At 63.9% G+C, this 23,516-nt stretch carries 21 protein-coding genes; 17 read left to right on the top strand and 4 right to left on the bottom strand.

Going from position 1 to position 23,516, the window contains the following annotated elements:
• Nucleotides 1-100: 100 nt before the first annotated feature.
• The gene (locus IVB07_RS26965; RefSeq protein WP_018457069.1) at nucleotides 101-682 is read left to right on the top strand and encodes a TRAP transporter small permease; all 582 of its coding nucleotides are present in this window, start codon (nucleotides 101-103) and stop codon (nucleotides 680-682) included.
• The gene (locus tag IVB07_RS26960; RefSeq protein WP_026233292.1) at nucleotides 679-2,019 is read left to right on the top strand and encodes a TRAP transporter large permease; all 1,341 of its coding nucleotides are present in this window, start codon (nucleotides 679-681) and stop codon (nucleotides 2,017-2,019) included. Before IVB07_RS26965 ends, IVB07_RS26960 begins: the two co-directional genes overlap by 4 nt.
• 17 nt (nucleotides 2,020-2,036) lie before the next feature.
• Here the strand turns inward: IVB07_RS26960 and IVB07_RS26955 are convergent, their stop codons facing one another.
• On the bottom strand, nucleotides 2,037-2,831 hold the full coding sequence (locus IVB07_RS26955; protein ID WP_018457067.1) for an enoyl-CoA hydratase/isomerase family protein: 795 nt from the start codon (nucleotides 2,829-2,831) through the stop codon (nucleotides 2,037-2,039).
• Nucleotides 2,832-3,056: 225 nt separating this feature from the next.
• On the opposite strand from IVB07_RS26955, the gene IVB07_RS26950 reads away from it, so the two are divergent.
• Complete coding sequence (locus tag IVB07_RS26950; protein ID WP_247375567.1) at nucleotides 3,057-4,277, top strand: FAD-dependent oxidoreductase; 1,221 nt, start codon at nucleotides 3,057-3,059, stop codon at nucleotides 4,275-4,277.
• On the opposite strand, the gene IVB07_RS26945 is transcribed toward IVB07_RS26950, so the two are convergent.
• Nucleotides 4,278-5,195 carry a ribokinase gene (locus IVB07_RS26945; RefSeq protein ID WP_018457065.1) on the bottom strand — a complete coding sequence of 306 codons (918 nt, stop codon included), beginning with the start codon at nucleotides 5,193-5,195 and terminating at the stop codon, nucleotides 4,278-4,280.
• Nucleotides 5,196-5,213: 18 nt separating this feature from the next.
• Nucleotides 5,214-6,107, bottom strand: coding sequence for a sugar kinase (locus tag IVB07_RS26940; protein WP_007593904.1), 894 nt, complete (start codon nucleotides 6,105-6,107; stop codon nucleotides 5,214-5,216).
• Between the two features lie 210 nt (nucleotides 6,108-6,317).
• Between IVB07_RS26940 and IVB07_RS26935 the strand changes: the two genes are divergently transcribed.
• The 9 genes from IVB07_RS26935 (at nucleotide 6,318) to IVB07_RS26895 (ending at nucleotide 15,675) form a co-directional block, all read left to right on the top strand.
• Entirely contained in the window at nucleotides 6,318-7,166 is an 849-nt protein-coding gene (locus IVB07_RS26935; protein ID WP_018457064.1) for a VOC family protein, read from the top strand.
• Between the two features lie 221 nt (nucleotides 7,167-7,387).
• The gene (locus tag IVB07_RS26930) at nucleotides 7,388-8,047 is read left to right on the top strand and encodes a TetR/AcrR family transcriptional regulator (RefSeq protein ID WP_018457063.1); all 660 of its coding nucleotides are present in this window, start codon (nucleotides 7,388-7,390) and stop codon (nucleotides 8,045-8,047) included.
• A 290-nt stretch (nucleotides 8,048-8,337) separates the two neighbouring features.
• Entirely contained in the window at nucleotides 8,338-9,147 is an 810-nt protein-coding gene (locus IVB07_RS26925; RefSeq protein WP_007593901.1) for an ABC transporter permease, read from the top strand.
• A 62-nt stretch (nucleotides 9,148-9,209) separates the two neighbouring features.
• Nucleotides 9,210-10,202, top strand: coding sequence for an ABC transporter substrate-binding protein (locus IVB07_RS26920; protein WP_026233291.1), 993 nt, complete (start codon nucleotides 9,210-9,212; stop codon nucleotides 10,200-10,202).
• Nucleotides 10,199-11,047 carry an ABC transporter ATP-binding protein gene (locus IVB07_RS26915; RefSeq protein WP_026233290.1) on the top strand — a complete coding sequence of 283 codons (849 nt, stop codon included), beginning with the start codon at nucleotides 10,199-10,201 and terminating at the stop codon, nucleotides 11,045-11,047. The genes IVB07_RS26920 and IVB07_RS26915 overlap by 4 nt, the downstream gene beginning before the upstream one ends.
• A 3-nt stretch (nucleotides 11,048-11,050) precedes the next feature.
• A complete protein-coding gene (locus IVB07_RS26910) occupies nucleotides 11,051-12,448 on the top strand; it encodes a hypothetical protein (protein WP_085352141.1) in 1,398 nt (465 codons plus the stop codon).
• Nucleotides 12,445-13,596 carry a Gfo/Idh/MocA family oxidoreductase gene (locus IVB07_RS26905; RefSeq protein WP_018457058.1) on the top strand — a complete coding sequence of 384 codons (1,152 nt, stop codon included), beginning with the start codon at nucleotides 12,445-12,447 and terminating at the stop codon, nucleotides 13,594-13,596. The genes IVB07_RS26910 and IVB07_RS26905 overlap by 4 nt, the downstream gene beginning before the upstream one ends.
• A 10-nt stretch (nucleotides 13,597-13,606) precedes the next feature.
• A complete protein-coding gene (locus IVB07_RS26900; protein WP_018457057.1) occupies nucleotides 13,607-14,812 on the top strand; it encodes a dihydrodipicolinate synthase family protein in 1,206 nt (401 codons plus the stop codon).
• Nucleotides 14,812-15,675: a sugar phosphate isomerase/epimerase family protein gene (locus IVB07_RS26895; RefSeq protein ID WP_018457056.1), complete on the top strand. Its 864-nt coding sequence runs from the start codon at nucleotides 14,812-14,814 to the stop codon at nucleotides 15,673-15,675. Before IVB07_RS26900 ends, IVB07_RS26895 begins: the two co-directional genes overlap by 1 nt.
• Before the next feature lie 137 nt (nucleotides 15,676-15,812).
• On the opposite strand, the gene IVB07_RS26890 is transcribed toward IVB07_RS26895, so the two are convergent.
• The gene (locus IVB07_RS26890; RefSeq protein ID WP_018457055.1) at nucleotides 15,813-17,033 is read right to left on the bottom strand and encodes a cytochrome P450; all 1,221 of its coding nucleotides are present in this window, start codon (nucleotides 17,031-17,033) and stop codon (nucleotides 15,813-15,815) included.
• A 107-nt stretch (nucleotides 17,034-17,140) separates the two neighbouring features.
• Here IVB07_RS26890 and IVB07_RS26885 point away from each other — a divergent pair, with 107 nt between their 5' ends.
• The 5 genes from IVB07_RS26885 to IVB07_RS26865 all read left to right on the top strand — a co-directional run bounded on the left by IVB07_RS26885 (nucleotide 17,141) and on the right by IVB07_RS26865 (nucleotide 23,440).
• Complete coding sequence (locus IVB07_RS26885) at nucleotides 17,141-17,695, top strand: sulfopyruvate decarboxylase (protein WP_018457054.1); 555 nt, start codon at nucleotides 17,141-17,143, stop codon at nucleotides 17,693-17,695.
• A complete protein-coding gene (locus tag IVB07_RS26880; protein WP_018457053.1) occupies nucleotides 17,692-18,282 on the top strand; it encodes a thiamine pyrophosphate-dependent enzyme in 591 nt (196 codons plus the stop codon). Before IVB07_RS26885 ends, IVB07_RS26880 begins: the two co-directional genes overlap by 4 nt.
• Nucleotides 18,283-18,371: 89 nt before the next feature.
• The gene (locus IVB07_RS26875) at nucleotides 18,372-19,073 is read left to right on the top strand and encodes a TetR/AcrR family transcriptional regulator (protein WP_083926457.1); all 702 of its coding nucleotides are present in this window, start codon (nucleotides 18,372-18,374) and stop codon (nucleotides 19,071-19,073) included.
• Between the two features lies 1 nt (nucleotide 19,074).
• Nucleotides 19,075-20,268 carry an efflux RND transporter periplasmic adaptor subunit gene (locus IVB07_RS26870; RefSeq protein WP_018457051.1) on the top strand — a complete coding sequence of 398 codons (1,194 nt, stop codon included), beginning with the start codon at nucleotides 19,075-19,077 and terminating at the stop codon, nucleotides 20,266-20,268.
• Nucleotides 20,269-20,344: 76 nt separating this feature from the next.
• On the top strand, nucleotides 20,345-23,440 hold the full coding sequence (locus IVB07_RS26865) for a MexW/MexI family multidrug efflux RND transporter permease subunit (RefSeq protein ID WP_026233289.1): 3,096 nt from the start codon (nucleotides 20,345-20,347) through the stop codon (nucleotides 23,438-23,440).
• Nucleotides 23,441-23,516 lie beyond the last annotated feature (76 nt).

The following is a 23,516-nucleotide window of genomic DNA, read 5'->3' as shown; positions in this document are numbered from 1 at the left end:
CGCCGCGGCGGAGCTTGGGGCAGGATAGCCGCCAGCTTGCTTTGGCCACACGCAGCTGGGGGTATGGGTCGCGGCTTTCGCCGGGACGACGGGGATAGTGATGACCATCGCCGACAAACTGCTGGTGGAACGCCATCGTCACCTCAAATGGCGCGGGCTCGATTGGCTCGAGCTTGCGCTGATGATCCTCTGCGGCGTGCTCTGCTTCGGCTTCTCGCTATCGGTGACCGCCGACATCGTCACCCGCACCATCGGCCATCCCTGGCTGTGGCTCCAGGAAGTGACCTCGACGCTGTTCATCTATGCGATCTTCGTCGGGACCGCGGCTGCGACCCGGCGCAACGACCACCTCTATCTCACCGCGATCTCCGAGGCGATGCACGGCACGCCGCGTCTGATCGTCGAAGTCATCATCCGGATCGTGGTGCTCGGCGTCGCCTTCGGCCTGATCGTGTACGGCTATCAGAACTATCTTCGCGGCTTCGGCAGTTTCCGCCTGCCGTCGGGCACGCCGATCGCCTCGCTCTACGCGATCATCCCTCTGTCGGGCGTGCTGATCGGCCTGTTCACCATCGAGCAGCTCGTCAACGGTCTGCGCAACGGCTTTGACCACCCCGAGCCGCCCGAAGAGGATGACGGGGCGCCTGTTATCACCGACGCGCAGATGAGGGCGCAGCCGTGAGCGCACCCCTTGTTCTGGCGTTGATGACGGTCTGCTTCCTGTCGTTCGGCTATCTCGGCGTGCCCGTGCCGTTCTCGCTGATGGCCGGTGTCTTCATCGGCGCGCTGCTGTCGGACGTCTCGCTCGCCGCAATCATCCAGAAAATCTTCGACGGCGTCGATTCCGAGGCGCTGCTGGCGATCCCCTTTTTCCTGCTAGTCGGCGAGCTCATGAGCTCGGCCAATGTGGTGGTCCGGATAGCCAACCTCTCGGTGTCGCTGGTGGGGCACATCAGAGGTGGCCTGTCGCAGGTCGTGGTGGTCTTCAGCATGTTCTTCTCGGAAATGTCGGGTTCGACCACCGCCGACGTCGCCGTGATGAGCCGCGCTCTGGGCGGCCCGATGAAGCGCGAGGGTTACGAGCCCGCCTTCATCGCCGCGATCATCGCATCCGCATCGACCATCGCGGCGCTGGTGCCGCCGAGCATCACCGCGGTGGTCTATGGCGCCGTCGGCAATGTCTCGATCGCCGGCCTGTTCATGGCAGGCGTCGTGCCGGGCCTGATGATCGGCTTCGGGTTGATGATCTATTGCTATTTCTTCGGCCCGTCCGGCCTGCGCAAGCCGCGCGCGCCGCTGCGGCAGGTGGTGTTCGCGGCCGGCGATGCGGCGCTGCCGCTGATGATTCCGGTGATCCTGTTGGGGGGCATCCTGACCGGCTGGTTCACGCCGACGGAAGCCGGTGTCGTCGCCGTGGTCTGGATTGTCGTCGTCGTGATCCCAGCGCTCAACCGCGGGCATATCAGGAAGATTCCGTACGATTTCTGTCTCGCCGGCCTGATCTTCTCGCTGCCGCTGATCACGATCGGCGCCGCCAATGCGTTCGGCTGGATGCTTGCCTATTTGCGCGGTGCAAGCTACATCGCCGAAGTCATCACCTCGCTCGCCGGCAACGATCCGCATCTGATCATGCTGCTGATGGTACTGCTGTTCACGGTGGTCGGCGATTTCATCGAACCGGTGCCGACCATCATCATTTTCATGCCGCTGGTCAACACACTGACGGAAGCCGGCGACATCAACGCCGTGCATATGGGCGTGGTGCTGATCGCCACGCTCGCCTTCGGCCTGATCACGCCGCCTTACGGCTTGGTGCTGCTGATGGCCTCGAAATTCGTCGGCGTCAGTTTCGCAAAGGCGCTACGCGCCGCTTTGCCGATCTATCTGGTGTTCCTCGGGACGATCGCGTTTGCGATCTATTTCCCGAGTGTGGTGCTGTGGCTGCCGCAGAAAGTGCTGCCGGAATCGGTCGGATGCTTCAAGTCGCCGGCGGGCACGGGCTATATCTGTCCCAAGTAAGCCTGCTCGAGTGAACGCTACTTGCTCTTGCTGGTGAATTTCTTCACGGCGGTTCGAAACTCCGCAGTGTTCATCGCCATGATGATCTTGTGCTCCTCGGCGTCGAGCTGCTGCTTCACCGGGGTCGTGGCGGCCTGGTAGACCAGCGACTTGGTGCCGGCAATCGCGGCGAGCGGGTTCTGCGCCAGCCGCTCGGCGAGGGTTCGCGTTGCCGCCTTCAACTCGGCGGCGGGAACGAGCTTCGCAACCAGACCCCATTCATGGGCCTGCTGCGCGGTAAAATTATCCTCGGCCAGGAAAATCTGCAGCGCGCGGCGGGAGCCGACCGTGTTGACGATGCCGACCGTAGATCCGCCATCCGGCGAGACGCCGATCTTGGCATAGGCCGGCGTGAATTTGGCATCCTCGGCGGCGATGCAGAGATCGGTGACGAAGGCGAGGCCCATGCCGGCGCCGGCCGCCGAGCCGTGCACGCTGGACAGCGAGACCTTCGGCATGCGCCGGAGGATCTCGATGAAGGCGTGATAGTGCTTCAACAGCTCGCCGACGACCGGCGTCACCGTGCCCGCTTCGGCGGCGGCGCCGATCGTCTGCAGATCGCCGCCAGCCGAGAAGGCGCGGCCTTCGCCTTCGAGGACCACGACCCTGATGTCGTCGGCGCCCTCAATGTAAGCCGCGAGCTGTTCGAGCTGTTGTGCAATCGCCAGATTGATCGAGTTGAACGCGGCGGGCCGGTTGAGCGTGATGGTCGCGATCGGCCCGTCGATCCGCAGCAAGGCGGGATCGTCGGGCTGGGAGACGGGAGCTGGCATCTTGAAATCCCCGGCATGAGGTCGTTCGTGCGACTAAATCGCAGAAGGCGAGGGGTGACAATCCCCGGCAGGCGCCCTTGCGCAAGCCGGAACGATAGGTTCAAATGGACCTGCCTTCGTCAGGGACGGACACGAGCGCCGGCTCCTCCTGGGCAAGCAAGCCAAAATCAGCGCGAGAGGAGACGACATGGGTGACGCTCGTGTCTTGCGGAAATGGGCTGTCCAATGACGGACGGTCCGGTGGTCATTATCGGTGCCGGCCATGGCGGCTACCAGGTGGCGGCATCGCTGCGTCAGGCGGGATTTTCCGCTGCTATCTGCCTGATCAACGACGAGGCGCATCTGCCCTATCAGCGGCCGCCTTTGTCCAAGGCTTACATCAAGGGGACCGCCGGGCCGGAGAGCCTGATGTTCCGGCCGGAGAAATTCTACCAGGACCAGAGCATCGAGCTGGTCGCGGGCCGCGCCGTGTCGATCGACCGTGCGGGGCGCAAGGTGCTGCTCGCCTCGGGCAGGACGCTGCCCTACGGCCACCTCGTGCTGGCGACCGGCGCCCGCAACCGGCTGCTCGATCTGCCCAATGCGAACCTTCCCGACGTGAAATATCTGCGCATCCTCGACGACAGCGAGGCGCTGCGGCAGATCATGCCGTCAAAGACGCGGGTCGTGGTGATCGGCGCCGGCTTCATCGGCCTCGAATTCGCGGCCACCGCGCGCATCAAGGGGCTAGAGGTCGACGTGCTCGAACTCGCCCCGCGCGTGATGGCGCGCGCGGTGACGGCTGAGGTGTCGGAGTATTTTCAGGCGCGGCATCGCGAGGCCGGCATCCGCATCCACCTCGGCGTGCAAGCAACCGCGATCGAGGCGGAGGACGGCAAGGTCACCGGCGTCTCCTTGAGCGACGGAAGGCATTTGCCGGCGGATCTTGTCGTGGTCGGCGTCGGCGTGCTGCCGAACATCGAGCTTGCGGCGGAGGCGGGGCTGCCGGTCGCGGCCGGGATCATCGTCGACGAATATCTCTCGACGGCCGATCCTGATATCTCGGCGATCGGCGATTGCGCGCTGTTCAACAGCCCGCGCTTCGGCGGATCGCAGCGGCTGGAATCGGTGCAGAATGCCACCGATCACGCGCGCTGCCTCGCGGCGCGGCTGACCGGCGACCGCAAGGCCTATGACAGCCATCCCTGGTTCTGGAGCGACCAGGGCGAGGACAAGCTCCAGATCGCGGGCCTCACCACCGGCTACGACCGCGTCGTCCTGCGCGGCGATCCCACCAGGAAGGCATTCTCGGCGTTCTGCTACAAGGGCGACAATCTGCTCGGCATCGAATCGATCAACCGTGCCGGCGACCACATGTTCGGCCGCCGCCTGTTCGGCCTGGATCGCTCGATCACGCCGGAGCATGCCGCCGACGAAAGTTTCGACCTGAAGGGCGCGCTGGCGTGATCAGTTCGCATTGAGGACGGCGGCGACTTCCGCGGCCGTCGGCATCGACGGCCCCGCGCCCATGCGCTGCACGGAGATCGAGGCGGCGGCATTGGCGAAGGCGAGTGCTGCGCGCAAGTCGACGCCGTCGGCGAGTTGCGCCGCGAGTGCTCCCACAAAACAATCGCCTGCGCCCGTGGTGTCGACCGCCTTCACCACGCGGCCTTGCACCGAAATCTCCTCGCGTCCCGCGAGCGCCAGCACGCCACGCTTGCCGAGGGTCACGCAGATGGTCTGGTCCTCGCGCGCCTGAAGTTTTCGTGCGACGTCGAGGATGCGCGCGGCCTCGTCACTGTCGGACAACTCCACGCCGGCGAGGAGGCCGAGCTCGGTCTCGTTCAGCACGAGGATGTCGATCAGCGCGAGCAATTCGCTCGACATGGTTTGTGCCGGAGCCGGATTGAGCAGCGTCGTGGCGCCAATGTCGCGAGCCCGCCGGAAGAACGCGGCGATCGTCGGCAGCGGGATCTCGAATTGGCTGACCGCGACGTCGCCCTTGGCTAGCGGGACGGCCGCGACGTCATCGACGCCGACAAGCGCATTGCTGCCGGGAATGACGACGATGGTGTTGTCGGCCTCCGCCACCGTGATGATGGCCGTGCCTGTGTGCGCCTCGGCCGTCTCTCGGATCGCGCCGAGATCGATGCCTTGCGCGCCGAGGAACGTCCTCAGCTCACCGCCGAACGAATCCTTGCCCAGCCGGCCGATCAGCGTGGTCCGCGCGCCAAGCCGCGACGCCGCCACCGCCTGGTTGGCGCCCTTGCCGCCCGGAAAATACAGCACCTGCTTGCCGGCGACGGTCTCGCCGACCCTGGGATGGCGATCGGCTGTCGCCACCACATCCATGTTGATGCTGCCGGCGACGAAGACGCGCCCCATGAGAGACCCCTGCGAGCGCTAGACCCTAACCTCGAACTCGTGCCTGACCTTGGCGATGTCGACAAGAGTCGGCAGGCCAGCTTCGTTGCCAAGACGCTGGATCTTGAAGGTCGAGGCTGCCCGGGCAAAATCGAAATGCTCGCGCCAGCTTTTGCCGGGATGGGCGAGATAGGAATAGACATAGGCGCCATGGAAGACGTCGCCGGCGCCGTTGGTGTCGATCACGCGCTCGCGCGGAATCGGCATCGCCGGCATCACCTGCACCGTTCCGGTCTCGTCGTACCAGAGCAGGCCCTTCTCGCCCATGGTGATGCCGCCGATCTTGCAGCCGCGGCTCTTGAGATAGTCCAGCATCTTTTCCGGCGTGAGATCCATCTGCTCGCACAGGCGCTCGGCGACGATCGCGACGTCGATGAATTCCAATAGCTCATGCGTGTTGGTGCGCAGGCCGCCACCGTCGAGCGAGGTCAAGATGCCGGCCTCGCGGCAGACTTTTGCGTAGTGGATCGCGGCATCGGGCTGATGGCCGTCGACATGCAGCGCGCGGCAGCCGCCGAGATTGAGCATCGGGAAGGGATGGATGTGGTCGTCGTCGCGGCAGCGGACGATGGCGCGCTTGCCGTCCTTGGGCATGATGAAGGACAGCGAGGACTGATTGACCTTCCGCCCATGGAGCGAAATCGCATATTTCGCGCACATGTCCATGAACATGCGGCCGAGCCAGTCATTGGCCGCGGTGGCGATCAGATCGGGCACGATGCCGAGCTTGGCGCAGCAGAACGCCGCGGTCACCGCATTGCCGCCGAAGGAAACCGCGTAGTCGGAGGCCACGTGCTTCTCGTCGCCGGTCGGCATGTGGTCGGTGATGAAGACGACGTCGATATAGGTCTGTCCGATGAAGAGAGCCTGCATTGCTTGTCCGTGATGCGCTTTGTGGTCCCGGCCGGCGTGCTTACTGTAACACCGGTTCCGTCGCGGGACCGCTGAAATTATTCGCAAAACCGCCGCTGGGAGTGCTTGAGGTCGGCATGCGGCCGGAATACGACCATCACCGGGTAATGCCAAGCCCGGACAAACGCCGTCTCTCGGTCCACGGTTCCGGGCCGCTCAACAGGGGGAAGCATGATCACCGGCCTCGATCACGTCGTCGCACTGGTCAGGGATATCGGTGCGGCCAAGGCGGCCTATCAGACGCTGCTCGGGCGCGCGCCGGCCTGGCAGAACTCGGGCGAGGGCGCCGACCGGGTGTTGTTCACTCTTGCGAACATGACGATCGAATTGATGGCGCCGAACGGCTTCAGCGTGGCCGCCGACCGCATGCGCGCGCTGCTCGATGACCAGGAAGGCGTGCTCGCCAGCCTGTGCTTTCGTGTCGCGGACATGAGAAAAATGCACCGGCGGCTGGAGCGGGTGGCGCTCAAGCCGGATCCGGTCGCCGAGGTCGAAAGCAGCGATGCGGAGAGCGGTGCGGTCCTGCACTGGAAGCGGACGCGCGCCGCCACGGAGCTCACGCGCGGCGTGCGCATGTTCTTCCTCGAACTGGCTGATGAGCGTCCGCTTTCGCCGGCGACCGATATCGCGCCGATCGATGCGCTCGACCACGTCGTGATCACGACCGAAGACTCCGATCGCGCCGCCGCGCTCTATGGCGCGCGGCTCGGGCTCGATCTGGCGCTTGACCGCTCGCACCAGGATTGGGGCCAGCTGATGTTCTTCCGCTGCGGCGATCTCGTCGTCGAGGTGGTGCGCCGCCCCGTTGCGGGCGGCGATTCCCTGCATGACCGCCTCTGGGGCCTGAGCTGGCGGGTGGCCGATATCGACGCCACGCGCGCCCGCCTGATTGCCGCCGGCCTCGACGTCAGCGACGTGCGCAACGGCCGCAAGCCGGGCACGCGGGTGATGACGGTGCGGACCGGCACCTGCGGCACCCAGACGGTCCTGCTGGAGCGCTCGTCGAAGCCGGTGGATTGAGGTTCAGTCCTCCCCTCGTCATTGCGAGGAGCTCTTGCGACGAAGCAACCCAGACTGCCTCCGTGGTGGCAGTCTGGATTGGGTCGCTACGCTCGCAATGACGAAACTATGCGGCGGGCCGAGCGCGTGTTACACGGCATCCTGATAGCACCCAGCGAGCAACCGGTTTGGCGAAAGCAGCGGCAAAGCGAACTCTGAAATGGCAGCGCGATCCCGAGGGGATGCGGCTGCGCATTCTCGAAGCCGCCAAGCAGGAATTCTCGGCGCACGGGCTTGCCGGTGCGCGCGTCGACCGCATCGCGGCCAACGCCGGCGCCAACAAGCGGATGCTGTATTATCACGTCGGCAACAAGGACGAGCTCTATCTCGCGGTGCTCGAAGGCGCCTATGACAAGATCCGCAGCGAGGAGCGCGGGCTCGATCTCGAACATCTCGATCCGCCCGAGGCCATCCGCCGCCTGATTGAGTTCACCTGGAATTATTTCCTGCGCAATCCCGAATTCCTGTCGCTGCTCCAGACCGAGAATCTCGCGCGCGCAAAGCATCTCAAGAAATCGACCAAGGTGAAGTCGATGCACTCGCCCTTCGTCGAGATGATCGGCACCGTGGTGCGGCGCGGTGTGTCCGGCGGCGACTTCAAGGTCGCGGTCGATCCTGTCCAGCTCTACATCTCGATCGCGGGACTCTGCTTCTTCTATCTGTCGAACTCGGCGACGCTTAGCGTGATCTTCGGTCGCGATTTGCTGGCCAAGGACGCCAAGGACGAGCGGCTGGACCACATGGTCGGCCTCGTGCTGGCAGCGCTGACGGGGCAGTCGGCCGCACTGTTAGCTATGACGAAGGCGCCGAAGTCGCGCGCTGCGGTGGCGCAGACGGTTTAGCGGTGTAACTCGCTACAGCTCGATGGATTATCGGCGCTTCTCCGAACTCAGCCGTCATCGTCCGGCTTGACCGGACGATCCAGTACTCCGAGACGGTTTTGGTTGAGCCGACGGGTCGCGGCGTACTGGATTCCCCGCCTTCGCGGGGAATGACACCGAAGACGTGGCGCTGCCGACGCGTCCCTCAAGCCACCCGGAACCCGCCCAAAACGTCGCAGGAAAACCGCTGGACAGTATTTACCCAACGGGTTAATTTCTCGCCCAACGAACAAGACTGCCGGGAGTGAGACGTGGCTGAGCTGAAGCCGCAGAGTGCGGTGTCCAAGATGCTGAATGCGGCCTGGATTCGGCCGTTTTTGTTCCTGGTGTTCATCGTCGTGGCCTGGGATCTCGCCATCCGGCTGTTCAAGATTCCCGCCTACCAGATCCCGTCGCCGGGCGATGTCATTGCGGTGCTGCGCACCGATTGGCCGGAACTGTTGCGCCAGTCCTGGCCGACGACTTATGCCACCGTCTGCGGTTTCGCGCTCTCGGCGTTGTTTGGCATCCCCATCGCGATGCTGATCGCGGGCTCCAAGACGGTGGAGAGCTACGTCTATCCGCTGCTGGTGTTCTCGCAATCCGTGCCGAAGATCGCGATCGCGCCGCTGTTCGTAGTCTGGTTTGGCTTCGGCATCATTCCGAAAGTGATTTCGGCGTTCCTGCTCGGCTTCTTTCCGGTGGTGGTCTCCGCCGTGCAGGGCTTCAAATCGGTCGATCCAGATATGGTCGATCTCGCCCGCGCCATGCAGGGCAGCCGCTTCCAGGTGTTTTGCGCGGTGAACCTGCCGCATGCGCTGCCCGCGATCTTCTCCGGCCTCAAAGTGTCAGTGACGCTCGCCGTGGTCGGCGCCGTCGTCGGCGAGTTCGTCGGCTCCAATTCCGGCATCGGCTATGTGATGCAGCGCTCGATCGGCACCTTCGACCTGCCCACGATGTTCGCAGCGCTCGTGATCCTGGCGCTGCTCGGCGTCATCCTGTTCTGGATCGTGGACCGGATCGAGAAGCTGGTCATTCCCTGGCATGTCAGCCAGCGCGAGGACGTGATTTTCGCCTCTTAACAGCAACCAAAGCAACGAACGGCCGCCAAAGGCCGGCGCAACAACGATAAGGGAGAGTGACGATGAAGCGGTGGATAGGAGCTGTCTCGGCGGCGCTGATGGTGTTCGCAGCCATGCCGGCGCAAGCAGCCGACAAGGTCGTGCTGATGCTCAACTGGTACGTCTATGGCGAGCACGCGCCGTTTTATTACGGCAAGGCCAAGGGCATCTACGCCGCCGAAGGCATCGACCTCGAGATCCAGGAAGGCCGCGGCTCGGCTGCGACCACGCAGGCGGTGGCCGCCAAGACCGCCGATTTCGGCTATGTCGACGTGCCCACCATGATGCGCGCCGCGATCAAGGGCGCCCCGGTGGTCGCGACCGGCGTGCTGCTCCAGACCAGCCCGATGTCCGCGATGGGTTTCGTCGACAAGAACATCAGGAAGCCCGAGGATATCAAGGGCAAGACGGTGGCGATCACGCCAGCCGATTCCATGACCCAGATCTGGCCGTTGTTCCTGAAGAAGACCGGCCTCAAGGAAAGCGACTTCCAGACGGTGGCGGGCGACGGCCAGACCAAGCTCAACGCGGTCATCAACGGCCAGGCTGATCTCTTGCTCGGCTATGTCATGGACCAGTCCATGAAGATCAAGGACGCCACCGGCAAGGACGTCTATCCGATCAAGTTCGCCGACTACGGCATCAACATGGTCTCCTCGGGTATCATCGCCAACACTGATTATGTGAAAGCCAATGCCGACCTCGTCCGCCGCTTCATGTCGGCGACGACCAAGGCGGTCGAGGCCGCCGAGAAGGAGCCGAAGGCCGCGGCGCAGTCGATCCTCGATGCCAACCCAAAGGGCGGCAAGATCGACACGCTGACGCAAGGATTTGAGCTGACCATTCCGCTCTACCGGACGCCCGAGACCAAGAGCAAGCGGCCGTTCCAGGTCACCGACCAGAACATGACGGACTCGGTCAATCTGATGGTCGAATATGGCGGGCTCGATGCCAAGGCCAAGGAGAACCCGAAGGCGTTCTATACCAATGACTATCTGCCGAAGAGTGGCTCGTGAAACCTGCGACAACCATGAGTGAAACCCTGCAACCGGCCGCGCATCTGAGACTGGTGAGCGACCGGGCTGCCGGCGATGCGTCGGGAATCAAGCTGTCCGGCGTGTCGAAGACCTACCGGACGCGCGACGGCGATGTGCCGTCGTTGCGGCCGCTCGACTTCCACATCAATGACGGCGAGTTCTTCGTCGTGGTCGGCCCATCCGGCTGCGGCAAGTCCACGCTGCTCAAGCTGATCTCGGGATTGCTGCCGCCGACGACGGGCGAGATCCTGGTCGAGGGCGAGAAAGTGACAGCGCCGCATGGCAATGTCGGCATCGTATTTCAGAACGCGCTGCTGCTGCCATGGCGCAACATCCTGTCCAACGTGATGCTGCCGATCGACATGAAGCGGCTGCCGCGGCAGACATATCTCGACCGCGCCAAGGCGCTGTTGAAGCTGGTTGGGCTCGAAGGTTTCGAGAAGAAGCTGCCGTGGCAGCTCTCCGGCGGCATGCAGCAGCGCGCCTCGATCTGCCGCGCCCTGGTGCATGATCCCCGGATCATGCTGATGGACGAGCCGTTCGGCGCTCTTGATGCGCTGACGCGCGAGCGCATGAATGTCGAGCTGATGCGGATCCAGCGCGAAACCAGGAAGACGGTGCTGCTGATCACGCATTCGATCCCCGAAGCCGTGTTCCTCGCTGATCGCGTACTGGTCATGACCGAGCGGCCCGGCGCGGTCGCCGCGATCTACGACGTGCCGCTGCCGCGGCCCCGTTCGCTCGACGTGATGGCCGATCCTGTTTTCACGGAGCTGGTGCAGCGGATCCGCAAGCATTTTTTCTCGCAAGGGACGCTGGACTAAACCATGGCGCCGCGCCTGAAGCTGCGAGACATCACCTTCTTCGAACGCCCCGTGCATTTCGCGCGGCCGTTCCGCTTCGGCGCGATCACCATCCATGCGACACCGCAGCTGTTCGTGCGGGTCGAGATCGAGGTTGAAGGCAGGGGAAGTGCCATCGGAGCCAGCGCCGAGCTGCTGGTGCCGAAATGGTTCGACAAGCGGCCGGAGCTGTCGCCGGCGCAGACCGTGGATGATTTGCGCCGCTCGCTGGAGATCGCGCGGGGGCTTTATCTCGCGCGAACCGGATTTCTCACGGCATTCGATCTGCATGCCTCGTGCATCGGTGCCCAGGTCGCGACCTGTGCGAAAAAGAACATTCCGGCACTTGCTGCGGCTTACGGCCCCGCGGAAATCGACAAAGCGATCCTCGATGCGCTGCTCCGCGCCGCCGAGACCAATTTTTTCGACGGCATGGTCGGCAACATCGCCGGCATCGATGCGCGGCTTTCGCCCGACCTGAAAGCAACGGATCTCACGACGTTCCTATCTGGCCGGAAACCGCTGTCGCGCGTTGCCATCAGGCATACCGTCGGTCTCGATGACACTGTTGAAGGCGATGGCGGGGTTGCGGATACCCGCAAAAATGCCGGTGCAAGGTACTTCAAGCTGAAGCTGTCGGGGGACCCCATCGCCGATACAGCGCGGCTGGCGCGCATTGGCAAGGAGCTCGATGCGCTGGAGCGTGACTACAAGGTGACGCTCGATGCCAACGAGCAATATGCCGATCTCGCGGCGTTGCAGGCACTGATCGACCGGCTCGACCATGATCCCGCGCTGCGATCGATTTCATCCAGGCTGCTCTATGTCGAGCAGCCGATGCCGCGCGATGTCACGAGGCAGTCGCCGCTCGGCTCGCTAGCTGCGCGCGGCTTCATCATCGACGAAGCCGACGATTCCTACGACGCGTTTCCCGCGGCACGGGCGCTCGGCTATTGCGGCATCTCCTCCAAATCCTGCAAAGGGCTTTACAAGTCCATCGTCAACGCGACGCGCGCGGCGAAATGGAGCCCGGCCGGCGAAAGATTTTTCGTGACCGGTGAGGACCTCACCTGCCAAGCCGGCCTCGCCGTGCAGCAGGACCTTGCGCTGGGCGCCTTCATCGGCATCACCCATGCCGAACGCAACGGCCATCACTACGTCGACGGCTTCGGTGACACGCCCGCCGCGGAGGCTCAGGCGTTCGCCGCCGCGCACCCCGATCTCTACGCCGATGCGGGGCAGGGCGTCCGTCTCTCCATTCACGACGGCGATCTCCTGACGGGATCGCTTCGCACAACGGGATTTGCGACGTCGGTCCATCCGGACTGGTCGGCGCTACGCCCGCTCGAACAGCCCAAATCACTGCAGGAGCAATCGGTATGACCACCCAACGCCTTGGCCTCATCATGAACGGCGTCACCGGCCGCATGGGCCTCAACCAGCATCTGATCCGCTCGATCGTTGCGATCCGCGAGCAGGGCGGCGTCCGCTTGAAGAACGGCGACCGCGTGATGCCGGACCCGATCCTGGTCGGCCGCAGCGCCGAGAAGGTCGAGGGGCTCGCCAAGCGCTACAACATCACGCGCTGGACCACCGATCTCGATGCGGCCCTTGCCGACAAGAACGACACCATGTTCTTCGACGCCGCGACCACGCAGGCGCGCCCCGGGCTGCTGACCCAGGCCATCAATGCCGGCAAGCACGTCTATTGCGAGAAGCCGATCGCGACGAACTTCGAGGCGGCGCTCGAGGTCGTCAAGCTCGCCAATTCCAAGGGCATCAAGCACGGCACGGTGCAGGACAAGCTGTTCCTGCCCGGCCTGAAGAAGATCGCCTTCCTGCGCGACTCCGGCTTCTTCGGTCGCATCCTCTCGGTGCGCGGCGAGTTCGGCTATTGGGTGTTCGAAGGCGGCTGGCAGGAGGCGCAGCGGCCGTCATGGAATTACCGCGACGAGGACGGCGGCGGCATCATCCTCGACATGGTTTGCCACTGGCGCTACGTGCTCGACAATCTCTTTGGCGAGGTCGAGAGCGTGAGCTGCATCGGCAACACCGACATCCCCGAGCGTTTCGACGAGCAGGGCAAGAAGTACAAGGCGACCGCCGACGACTCCGCCTATGCCACGTTCCAGCTCAAGGGCGGCGCCATCGCCCACATCAACATGTCCTGGGTGACGCGCGTCTATCGCGACGATCTCGTCACCTTCCAGGTCGACGGCACGCTGGGCTCGGCCGTCGCCGGCCTTTCCGACTGCATGATCCAGGCGCGGCAGGCGACGCCCCGGCCGGTATGGAATCCCGACGAGAAGCGGCTGCACGATTTCTACGGCGACTGGCAGAAGCTGCCTGACAACGTCACCTACGACAACGGCTTCAAGGAGCAGTGGGAGATGTTCATCCGCCACGTCTACGAGGATGCGCCCTACAAGTTCACGCTGCTCGAAGGCGTCAAGGGCGTGCAGCTCGCCGAATGCGCGCTGAAGAGCTGGAAGGAGCGGCGCTGGATCGACGTCGCGCCGATTAAGGTCTGAGGAGGGAATAATGAACAAGCCCGTCCAGCCCAAGCCCGTTCCGTCAACGTCGTCCCTGTCGCTCAAGCTGCCGAAAGCCGATCGCTCGATCGAGACCTACCGGCTCGCGGCCTCGCGAACGTTTCCGGCAAAGCTCGAGGGGCCGCTGAGCCGCATCGCGTTCTCGGCCGTCCATACCGTGACCGATCCCTTTGCCGACAACGACCCGTGGCTCTCCGCCGCTGTCGACTGGGACAAGACTATCGCCTTCCGCGAGCACGTCTGGGACCTCGGGCTTGGCGTTGCGGAAGCCATGGACACCGCGCAACGCGGCATGGGGCTGGACTGGCCGACCTCGCTGGAGCTGATCACGCGCTCGGTGTCTGCCGCCAAGCGTCGCAACGCGCTGGTGTTTTCCGGAGCGGGCACCGACCATCTCGCGGTGGAGGACGCCAGAAATATGGACGACGTGATCCGCGCCTATGAGGAGCAGACATCGGCGGTCGAGAAGGTCGGCGGCCGCATCATCTTGATGGCGTCGCGCGCGCTGGCGAAGCTTGGCCGTAATGCCGACGATTACGCAAAGGTCTATGATCGCGTGCTGTCGCAGGTTCGCGAGCCCGTGATCATCCACTGGCTCGGCGACATGTTCGATCCGGCGCTGACGGGATATTGGGGCACCAACGATCTCGACAAGGCGATGGATATTGCGGTCGCCATCATCAACGGCAACGCCGCCAAGGTCGACGGTGTCAAGGTATCGCTGCTCGACAAGCAGCGCGAGATCGACATGCGCCGTCGTCTCGACAAGCGCATCAAGATGTATACGGGCGACGATTTCAATTATGCGGAGCTGATCGCCGGCGACGTCGAAGGCTTTTCGCACGCGCTGCTCGGCATTTTTGACGCGATCGCGCCGGCGGCGTCCTACGCCTTGTCGCGCCTGGCAGCGGGTGACGAAGCCGGCTTCCACGACGTGCTGGGGCCGACGGTGCCGCTGTCGCGGCACATCTTCAAGGCGCCGACGCGGTTCTACAAGACCGGCGTGGTTTTCATGGCCTATCTCAACGGCCACCAGGACCACTTCACCATGGTCGGCGGGCAGGAGAGCACGCGCTCGACGCTGCATCTGGCCGAACTGTTCCGGCTGGCCGACAAGGCCGGACTGCTCGCCGATCCGGAGCTGGCGACGCGGCGGATGCAGGCGGTGCTCTCAACGCACGGAATCGAATCCTGATGCGTGATTTCTCGTCCGACCATCGTTGGCTGTCGCTCAACACGGCGACAATCCGGAAACAGGGTGATCTCGTCGAGATCATCGACGCCTGTGCCAGGCACGGTATCCGCGCCATCGACCCCTGGCGCGACCAGGTCGCAACCGTCGGCCTCGATCGTGCCGCGCGTGCGGTGCGCGATGCCGGTCTCGACCTATCGGGCTATTGCCGTGGCGGCATGTTCACCTCCGACGCAGCGCGCCGCGGCGAGGTGCGAGACGACAACCGGCGCTGCGTCGATGAAGCCAAGGCACTGGGCGCCCCCTGCGTCGTGCTCGTCGTCGGCGGCCTGCCGCAATATTCGCGGCCGGGCAGCGAGGCGTCGAAGGACATCGCCGGCGCGCGGACGCAGGTCGAGGAAGCGCTCGCCGAAATGCTCGACTACGCCAAACAGGCCAAGCTGCCGCTGGCGATCGAGCCGCTGCATCCGGCCTATGCGGCCGACCGCGCCTGCGTCAACACGACGAAGCAGGCGCTCGACATCTGCGACCGGCTCGACCCTGATCGCAGCGGCATGCTCGGCGTCGCGCTGGACGTCTATCACATCTGGTGGGATCCGGAGCTGATGGGGCAGATCGCGCGCGCCGGCCGAGATCGCCTGCTCGCCTTCCATGTCTGCGACTGGCTGGTGCCGACCAGGGACATTCTCAACGACCGCGGGATGATGGGCGACGGCGTGATCGACATCAAATCGGTGCGCGCAGCGGTCGAAGCGCAGGGCTTTGCCGGCTATTCGGAGATCGAAATCTTCTCCAACGACTGGTGGGGTAAACCGTTGGACGAGGTGCTGCAAACCTGCATCGCGCGGCACAAGACGGTGGTTTAGGCCTTCCGGCAATTGTTGCGCGCGGCGGCGCCGATGGCCTGGGATGTCAAATGGTTGCGCGGAATCGCTGGCCCATCCCGCGCCGGTAACCTTCTACTGTGCATGGGGTTGTTTTCGCGATTTTTTGTTTTGATGCCTCAGCCGATCGCGCAGGGCACGCTCAAAAAGCCGCGGAACCGCACCCGTCCGCCCCTGACCGGCTGTCCGCTCACGGCATAGTTCGGGAAGCGCGCCAAGAAGCGCGAGACCGCGATGGCGCCTTCCAATCGTGCCAGCGCCATGCCGGCGCATTGATGCGCGCCGGTGGCGAAGGCGAGATGCCGGTTCGGCGTGCGCGCGATGTCGAATCTCTCCGGGTCCGGAAACTGTGCGGGGTCACGGTTGGCAGCGCCGATACAGAGCGTGATGGATGTGCCGGCTTCGAGCATGACGCCGCCGAGTTCGACCCGCTCCGTGGTCATGCGGTTGCCGAGCTGGTTCGAGCTCTCGTAGCGCAGCATCTCTTCGACCGCAGTCTTGATCAGCTCAGGATTGTCGATCAGCCGCCGCTTCTGATCCGGGTTCCGGTCGAGCGCCACGAGGCCGTTGCCGATCAGGTTGGTGGTGGTCTCGTGGCCGGCATTGAGCAGGAAGATGCAGTTGTGCAGCAGCTCCTTCTCGGTCAGCCGCTCGCCGTTGTCTTCACCCTGTATCAGGCGCGTCAGCACGTCGCGCTCGGGGGTGCCGGGCCTTTCGCGCCGGCGCGCGACCAGCGTTCGGAGGTAGGCGAGGAAGTCCGTCACCGCCTTGTTGCCGCGGGCAGCCACTTCAGGCGACACCACCGGTTCGAGGGCGCCCAGGATCGCCAGCGACCAGTCGCGCAGCGGCGCGCGCTCGTCATGGGGCACGTCAAGCAGATTGCCGATCACCTCGATCGGGATCGAGGCGGCGAAGTCCTCGATCAGCTCGCAATCACCTTTGGCGGCAATGGCGTCAAGCAAGCCGTCGACCAGCTTGATGATGTCAGGCTCCATCCCCGCGATCGCGCGCGGCGACAGCGCGCCCATGATCAGACGCCGCACGCGGGTATGCGCCGGCGGATCGTTGAAGACGAGGCTCGTGGTGTGGTGCTCGTAGAGCGGGGTGTCGCCGTATTTCGGCGCGAACTCGCGCTTCTTGTCCGAGCTGAACGATTTTGTGTTCTTGTAGGTCGTAACGAGGTCGTCATAGCGGGTCAGGAACACGGTGCCGTTGCGCAGGCGCTTGACCGGCTCGTTCTCCCGCAGTGCACGATAGGTCGGGTAGGGATTGTGGTAGAATTCCGCCGTCAGCTGTTCCAGATCGAAACTGGCCGCCAGTTCATTCGCACTTGCGTTCATGCCGCCATACTCGCCGGTTGAGTCCGATATGCTGTATTCGCTCTTTTGAGCGGCTCGGTTCACCGTCTACAGTCGAGCCGCGATTTGCAAGCCGACCGGACAGGAAAATGCACGCCCGCGCTGACGCTGCCGACACGGCCGCCGAGTCCAGCACTCATTGGCCCGACGATATTTTCGCGACCTTGCAACGCTTCGACGTTCGGCAGGTGCCCTACGTGCCCGACGCCGGCCATTCAAAGCTGATCCAGCGCGTGCTGGCATCGTCCACGATGCGCGGCATTCCGCTCACGACGGAGGAGGAGGGCGTGGCGCTTCTCGCCGGCGCCTGGACGGGGGGCCAGCGCGGCGTGCTGTTGATGCAGTCGAGCGGGGTCGGCAATTGCATTAACATGCTCTCGCTGATCCCGATCCTGCGCTTTCCCTTCCTCACGCTGGTGACGATGCGTGGCGAGTGGGGCGAGTTCAATCCATGGCAGGTGCCGATGGGATCGACCACGCAGGGCGTGTTCGAGCTCTCGGGTGTCAAGGTGCTGCGGGCGTCTAACGCAGCCGAGGTGCCGGCCGTGTTAGAGGCGGCGGCCGCGCAGGCCTATAACGCGCTCACACCCACCGCCGTCCTGCTGTCGCAGCGCCTGATCGGCGCCAAGGTTTTCACCAAATGAGCAAGGCCAATCTCCTCGACCGCCGTCAGGTGGTGTCCACGCTTCTCGCGGACCGCAAGGACGTGGTTGCGATCGGCGGCCTCGGCGCCTCCACCAACGACATGTGCGCGGCCGGCGATCATGCGCGCAATTTCTACCTCTGGGGCGGCATGGGCGGGGCGGCGATGATCGGGTTGGGCCTCGCTCTGGCGCAGCCAAAATTGCCGGTGCTGGTCATCACCGGCGACGGCGAGATGCTGATGGGCATGGGCAGCCTTGCCACTATCGGTCTGCAAAAGCCGTCCAATCTCTCGATCGCGGTGCTCGACAACGAGGCCTATGGTGAGACCGGCGGTCAGACCAGCCACACGGCCGCGGCCGCCGACCTGGTCGGCGTCGCCCGGGCCTGCGGCATCGGGGATAGCCGGTCTGTGACGACCATGGCCGAGGTGGAGGCCTTCGCCAAAGCCGTCCACGACGTCACGGTCGGGCCGCGCTTTGCCAATGTGAAGATCGACAGCGCCAATCTGGAGCGGATTTTGCCCAGCCGGGATGGGACTTACATTCTCAACCGGATCCGCGGCGACCTCGGCTTCCGCCCGATTTAGAACTTGGGATACCTCTAAGAGACGATTCTTGTAGGTTGCATCGCACCATTCGGCTTGACTTTTGCGTGGGTGAGTGCTTACTCACTAGCATGAGCTCATTGCGTATGACGAGCGACCTGAGGCGTCAATTGATCCTCGGCGCCGCAAAGCGTTGCTTTGCCCGACACGGCTATACCGGCACCACGACCAAGAGCGTGGCGGCCGCCGCTGCCATTTCCGAAGCGCTACTGTTCAAGCATTTCCCGTCCAAGGCCGCGCTTTACGCCGAAATTCTCAGCGATGAATGCGAGGCGGACCCGGCGCTCATGGAGCTGCTCGAACGTGAGCCGTCGACCGCTACGTTGGTCGAAGTGATCCGCGGCATGGTCGGGCATTTCATGCACATCGCCGATGGCCCTGACCAGGAAGAGGCCCAGCGCCTGCGACTGATGACCACGAGTCATTTGGAGGATGGCGAATTTGCCCGGTTGCTATATGCCAAGATCGAGGCGCTGATCGGGGCGGCCTTCGTCGCCTCGCTCGAGCGTGCGGTTGCCGCGGGGGACGCGCGGCCATACAACGGCGAACCGCTCAACCTGTTCTGGTTTGCGCATCACACCGTGATGACGGCTGCGCTGACCAGGCTGCCGGCCACGCCGTGTCTCGCTTACGGCAAGGCGAACGACCTCGAGCGGCAGCTCTGTGAGTTTCTCCTGAGGGGTATCGGACTTAACGACGCCGCAATTGTTTCGCATTTGGGCCGCGATCAGGCCGGTTGTGCGGGCAAGACGGCGATTGCAGAAAGTGCATGACATGAACATCGTGACCGAACACAAGATTTCGGGCGAACCGATCGACAACAAGGCTCCCAAGCGTCCGGTCCGGCCGGTGCTCTGGTTCATCGTCGTCGGCACGCTTCTGGCCGTGCTCGTCGGTGGCCTCGTCTGGTTCAATTATTTCCGCGGCCAGATGATCAAGCAGTTCTTCGCCAACAACAAGCCGCCGCCGGTCGCGGTCAGCGCCGCCGAGGCGAAGTCCGAGGTGGTGCCGAACCTGTTGACCGCCGTCGGTGGTCTCGCCGCCGTGCACCAGGTCGACGTCAGCGCCGACGTCAACGGCCGTGTCACCGAGATCAAGTTCGAGCCGGGCACGCATGTCGAGGCCGGCACACCGCTCGTGCAGATGTTCGACGCGCCGGAGCAGGGCGACCTCGCCAATTACAAGGCGCAGGCCACCGTCGCACAGCTGTCGCTCGATCGCGCCAAGCAACTGGCGTCGCGCCAGTTCGGGCCGCAGGCAACCGTCGACACCGCGCAGGCCGCGTACGATCAGGCGCAGGCGGGTATCGCCAAGACCGAAGCGTTGATCTCGCAGAAGCTGGTCCGCGCGCCGTTCTCCGGCGATCTCGGCGTCCGCAAGGTCGAGGTCGGCCAGTATCTGACCGCCGGCACGGCCATCGTTTCGCTGACGGATCTGTCGGAGCTGTGGGCCAATTTCACGGTGACGGAAAAGGACTCGGGCAGCCTCAAGGTCGGTCAACCGGTCCGGCTGAAGGTCGACGCCTATCCCGGCCGCACCTTCGACGCCAAGATCACCACGATCGAGCCGCAGATCTCGACCGACACCCGTAACATCCGCGTGCAGGCGACCATCGCTAATCCGGAGAAGATCCTGAAGCCCGGCATGTTCGTGACCACCACGGTGGTGCTGCCGGACAAGCCGGCCGTAGTCACCGTGCCGGAGACGGCGGTCGACTACACGCTGTACGGCGACTCGGTGTTCGTGATCACCGAGAAGAAGGAAGCCGACGGCAAGACCAGCCTGAGCGCGGTGCGCACTTTCGTGCAGACCGGCAACCGGGTCGAAGGCCGCGTCGAAATCGTCAAGGGCGTGAAGCCGGGCGACAAGGTCGTCGCCGTCGGCCAGCTCAAGCTGCAATCGGGCGCGGCGGTGTCGATTTCGACCGACCCGGCTCCGCAGATCCCGGCGCAGCCGCCGCGCTACTGACATCGTACACGTTGCAGCATGATCCGGCACGGCCGGGTCATGCGCTTTGCAAGTCAAAGAAATCGAGATCGCCGCGATGCGCTTTACTGATATTTTCATCAAACGCCCGGTCCTGTCGGTCGTCGTCAGCCTGCTGATCCTGCTGATCGGCCTGCGCGCGGCGACGACGCTGCCGATCCGGCAATATCCGAAGCTGTCGAACACGGTCATCAACATCACGACCGTCTATCCGGGCGCGTCCGCGGACCTGATCCAGGGCTTCATCACCACGCCGATCGAGCAGGCGGTCGCCTCCGCCGAAGGTGTTGATTACATCACCTCGTCCTCGGTGCTCGGCACCTCGACGATCCAGGTCTACATCAAGCTGAACTTCGATCCGAACCAGGCGCTGACCGAAGTTCTGGCCAAGACGAACTCGGTCAAATACCTGATTCCGAAGGAATCCAACGATCCCATCGTCACCAAGACCACGGGCCAGACCACGGCCGTGATGTATCTCGGATTCTCGTCCGAAGAGCTGTCGGGCTCGGCGATCTCCGACTACCTGACGCGCGTTGTGCAACCGGTGCTGTCGACCGTCGACGGCGTCGCCTCCGCCGACATTCTCGGCGGCCAGACCTTTGCGATGCGGCTGTGGCTTGATCCTCTCAAGATGGCCGGCCGCAACGTGTCGCCTGCGGATGTCGCGACCGCGATCACCGCCAACAACTTCCAGTCAGCGGCGGGGCAGACCAAGGGTTATCTCATCGTCTCGAACGTATCGACCAATACGGGCCTGACCGACGTCAACCAGTTCAAGAAGATGATCGTCAAGGCCAAGGACGGCGGCTTCGTGCGGATGGAGGACATCGCCACCGTCGAACTTGCGGCCCAAAGCACGGACGCGAGCGTCGCCTTCAACGGCGAGCACGCCATCTTCATCGGTGTGCAGGCAACGCCGCAGGGCAACCCGCTGACGCTGGTCAAGGGCGTGCGGGCGCTATTCCCCGAGCTGGAGCGCAATCTGCCACCGTCGATGAAGATGAAGGTCGCCTACGATTCGACCAAGTTCATCCAATCCTCGATCGACGAGGTCGAGAAGACACTGGGTGAAGCCGTGATCATCGTGATCGTGGTGATCTTCCTGTTCCTGGCGTCGTTCCGTTCGGTCATCATTCCCGTTGTCACCATCCCGTTGTCGATGATCGGCGTCTGCACGCTGATGCTGGCGCTGGGCTTCAGCTTCAACCTGTTGACCCTGCTCGCGATGGTGCTGGCGATCGGCCTCGTGGTCGACGACGCCATCGTCGTGGTGGAAAACATCCATCGTCATCTGGAGGAAGGGAAAACGCCGGTCCAGGCGTCGCTGGAAGGCGCGCGCGAAATCGTGGGTCCCGTCGTCTCGATGACCATCACGCTCGCAGCCGTGTACGCTCCGATCGGTTTCCTCGGCGGTCTGACCGGCTCGCTGTTCCGCGAATTCGCCTTCACACTTGCGGGCTCGGTGATCGTGTCCGGCGTGATCGCGCTGACGCTCTCACCGATGATGTGCTCGGTGCTGCTGAAGAACACGGAAGAGGGGCGCTTCGCCAAGTTCGTCAACAAGGTGTTTGGCGCGCTGACGCGGTGGTACGGGCGCAGGCTCGACCGCTCGCTCGACTACAAGGCCATCACCGGCCTGTTTGCGGTGACCATCCTCGGGCTCGTCGGCTTCCTTTACATGCACACGTCGAAGGAGCTGGCGCCTGAGGAAGACCAGGGTATCGTGTTCGCGGTGACCAAGGCGCCGAAATACGCCAATATCGACTATGTCGATTTTTACGGCGAGAAGCTCGACAAGGAATTCCAGAAATTCCCCGAGACCGATCTGCGCTTCGTGCTGAACGGCATCAACGGCCCGCAGGGCGGTATCGCCGGCATGCTGCTCAAGCCCTGGGAGGAGCGCAAGCGCTCGTCGATCCAGCTGAAGTCGCTGGTGCAAGCCGAGCTTTCCAAGATCGAGGGCGTGCAGGCGTTCGCTTTCAACCTGCCGCCGCTGCCGGGCGGTCCGGGCGGCCTCCCGGTGCAGATGGTGATCAACTCCACCGCCAGCTTCCAGACTGTCTACGAACAGATGGAGAAGCTGAAGGCCGCCGCCCGCAAGAGCGGAATGTTCATCGTCTCCGACAGTGATCTTGCCTACAACCAGCCGAACGTGAAGGTGACGATCAACCGCACCAAGGCGCAGGATCTCGGCGTCAACATGCAGAACCTCGGCAGCACGCTCGCGGTGCTGCTCGGCGGCAACTACATCAACCGCTTCAACCTCGAGGGCCGTTCCTATCAAGTTATCCCGCAGGTGCCGCGCGGCCAGCGGCTCTCGCCGGAATCGCTCGCCGGCTACTACGTGACCACCAATACCGGCCAGCAGCTTCCGCTCTCGACGGTTGTGTCGATCGAGACCAAGACCGAGCCGAATTCGCTGACACATTACAATCAGCTCAATTCAGCGACCTTCTCGGCCGTGCCGATGCCCGGCGTGACCGTCGGTGCGGCGGTCGACTTCCTCGAGAGCGAGGCCAAAAACCTGCCGCAAGGCTTCAGCCATGCTTATCTGGCTGACAGCAGACAGTATGTGCAGGAAGGCAACCAGCTCGCGATCACCTTCGGCTTCGCGCTGATCATCATCTTCCTGGTACTGGCGGCGCAGTTCGAGAGCTTGCGCGATCCGCTGGTCATCATGATCTCGGTGCCAATGGCGATCGTTGGCGCACTGATCCCGCTGTTCTTCGGCGTGGCGACCATGAACATCTACACCCAGGTCGGCCTGCTGACCTTGGTGGGCCTGATCACCAAGCACGGCATCCTGATGGTGGAGTTCGCCAACGAGCTCCAGATCAACGAGCGGCTCGATCGCCGCTCCGCCATCGAAATGTCGGCCCGTATTCGTCTGCGGCCGATCCTCATGACCACGGCCGCGATGGTGACGGGCCTGATCCCGCTCCTGACCGCGACCGGCGCAGGGGCCGCCAGCCGCTTCTCGATCGGTCTGGTGGTCGTGGCCGGCATGTCGATCGGCACGTTGTTCACGCTGTTCGTGTTGCCGGCGGTCTACGTGGTGCTGGCGACCGACCATCGCGCGGCGGCCGATTCCGAGCGGAACAAGCAGGTCAACGACCTCGACCTCAACGCCAAGGCGCTGCGGCCGACCTGAGGCCGCCGATAAAGCGAACCCGAGGGCGGCAGCGGCCAATCCGCTGCCGCCCTTTTCTATTTGCCTCGGGGGCCCG

Source organism: Bradyrhizobium sp. 172 (assembly GCF_023101065.1).
Lineage (GTDB): Bacteria > Pseudomonadota > Alphaproteobacteria > Rhizobiales > Xanthobacteraceae > Bradyrhizobium > Bradyrhizobium canariense_D.
Note: the sequence above shows the minus strand (reverse complement) of the source record. Positions and strands in the feature narration are given on the sequence as shown.

Bases quoted from the DNA above. Each gene is read 5' to 3' on its own strand.
- IVB07_RS26910 (WP_085352141.1), top strand. From the start codon at position 11,051: ATGGCGCCGCGCCTGAAGCTGCGAGACATCACCTTCTTCGAACGCCCC.
- IVB07_RS26930 (WP_018457063.1), top strand. From the start codon at position 7,388: ATGCGGCTGCGCATTCTCGAAGCCGCCAAGCAGGAATTCTCGGCGCAC.
- IVB07_RS26890 (WP_018457055.1), bottom strand. From the start codon at position 17,033: ATGAACGCAAGTGCGAATGAACTGGCGGCCAGTTTCGATCTGGAACAG.
- IVB07_RS26905 (WP_018457058.1), top strand. From the start codon at position 12,445: ATGACCACCCAACGCCTTGGCCTCATCATGAACGGCGTCACCGGCCGC.
- IVB07_RS26965 (WP_018457069.1), top strand. From the start codon at position 101: ATGACCATCGCCGACAAACTGCTGGTGGAACGCCATCGTCACCTCAAA.
- IVB07_RS26955 (WP_018457067.1), bottom strand. From the start codon at position 2,831: ATGCCAGCTCCCGTCTCCCAGCCCGACGATCCCGCCTTGCTGCGGATC.
- IVB07_RS26945 (WP_018457065.1), bottom strand. From the start codon at position 5,195: ATGGGGCGCGTCTTCGTCGCCGGCAGCATCAACATGGATGTGGTGGCG.
- IVB07_RS26950 (WP_247375567.1), top strand. From the start codon at position 3,057: ATGACGGACGGTCCGGTGGTCATTATCGGTGCCGGCCATGGCGGCTAC.
- IVB07_RS26875 (WP_083926457.1), top strand. From the start codon at position 18,372: ATGAGCTCATTGCGTATGACGAGCGACCTGAGGCGTCAATTGATCCTC.
- IVB07_RS26870 (WP_018457051.1), top strand. From the start codon at position 19,075: ATGAACATCGTGACCGAACACAAGATTTCGGGCGAACCGATCGACAAC.
- IVB07_RS26920 (WP_026233291.1), top strand. From the start codon at position 9,210: ATGAAGCGGTGGATAGGAGCTGTCTCGGCGGCGCTGATGGTGTTCGCA.
- IVB07_RS26940 (WP_007593904.1), bottom strand. From the start codon at position 6,107: ATGCAGGCTCTCTTCATCGGACAGACCTATATCGACGTCGTCTTCATC.
- IVB07_RS26900 (WP_018457057.1), top strand. From the start codon at position 13,607: ATGAACAAGCCCGTCCAGCCCAAGCCCGTTCCGTCAACGTCGTCCCTG.
- IVB07_RS26880 (WP_018457053.1), top strand. From the start codon at position 17,692: ATGAGCAAGGCCAATCTCCTCGACCGCCGTCAGGTGGTGTCCACGCTT.
- IVB07_RS26885 (WP_018457054.1), top strand. From the start codon at position 17,141: ATGCACGCCCGCGCTGACGCTGCCGACACGGCCGCCGAGTCCAGCACT.
- IVB07_RS26895 (WP_018457056.1), top strand. From the start codon at position 14,812: ATGCGTGATTTCTCGTCCGACCATCGTTGGCTGTCGCTCAACACGGCG.
- IVB07_RS26935 (WP_018457064.1), top strand. From the start codon at position 6,318: ATGATCACCGGCCTCGATCACGTCGTCGCACTGGTCAGGGATATCGGT.
- IVB07_RS26865 (WP_026233289.1), top strand. From the start codon at position 20,345: ATGCGCTTTACTGATATTTTCATCAAACGCCCGGTCCTGTCGGTCGTC.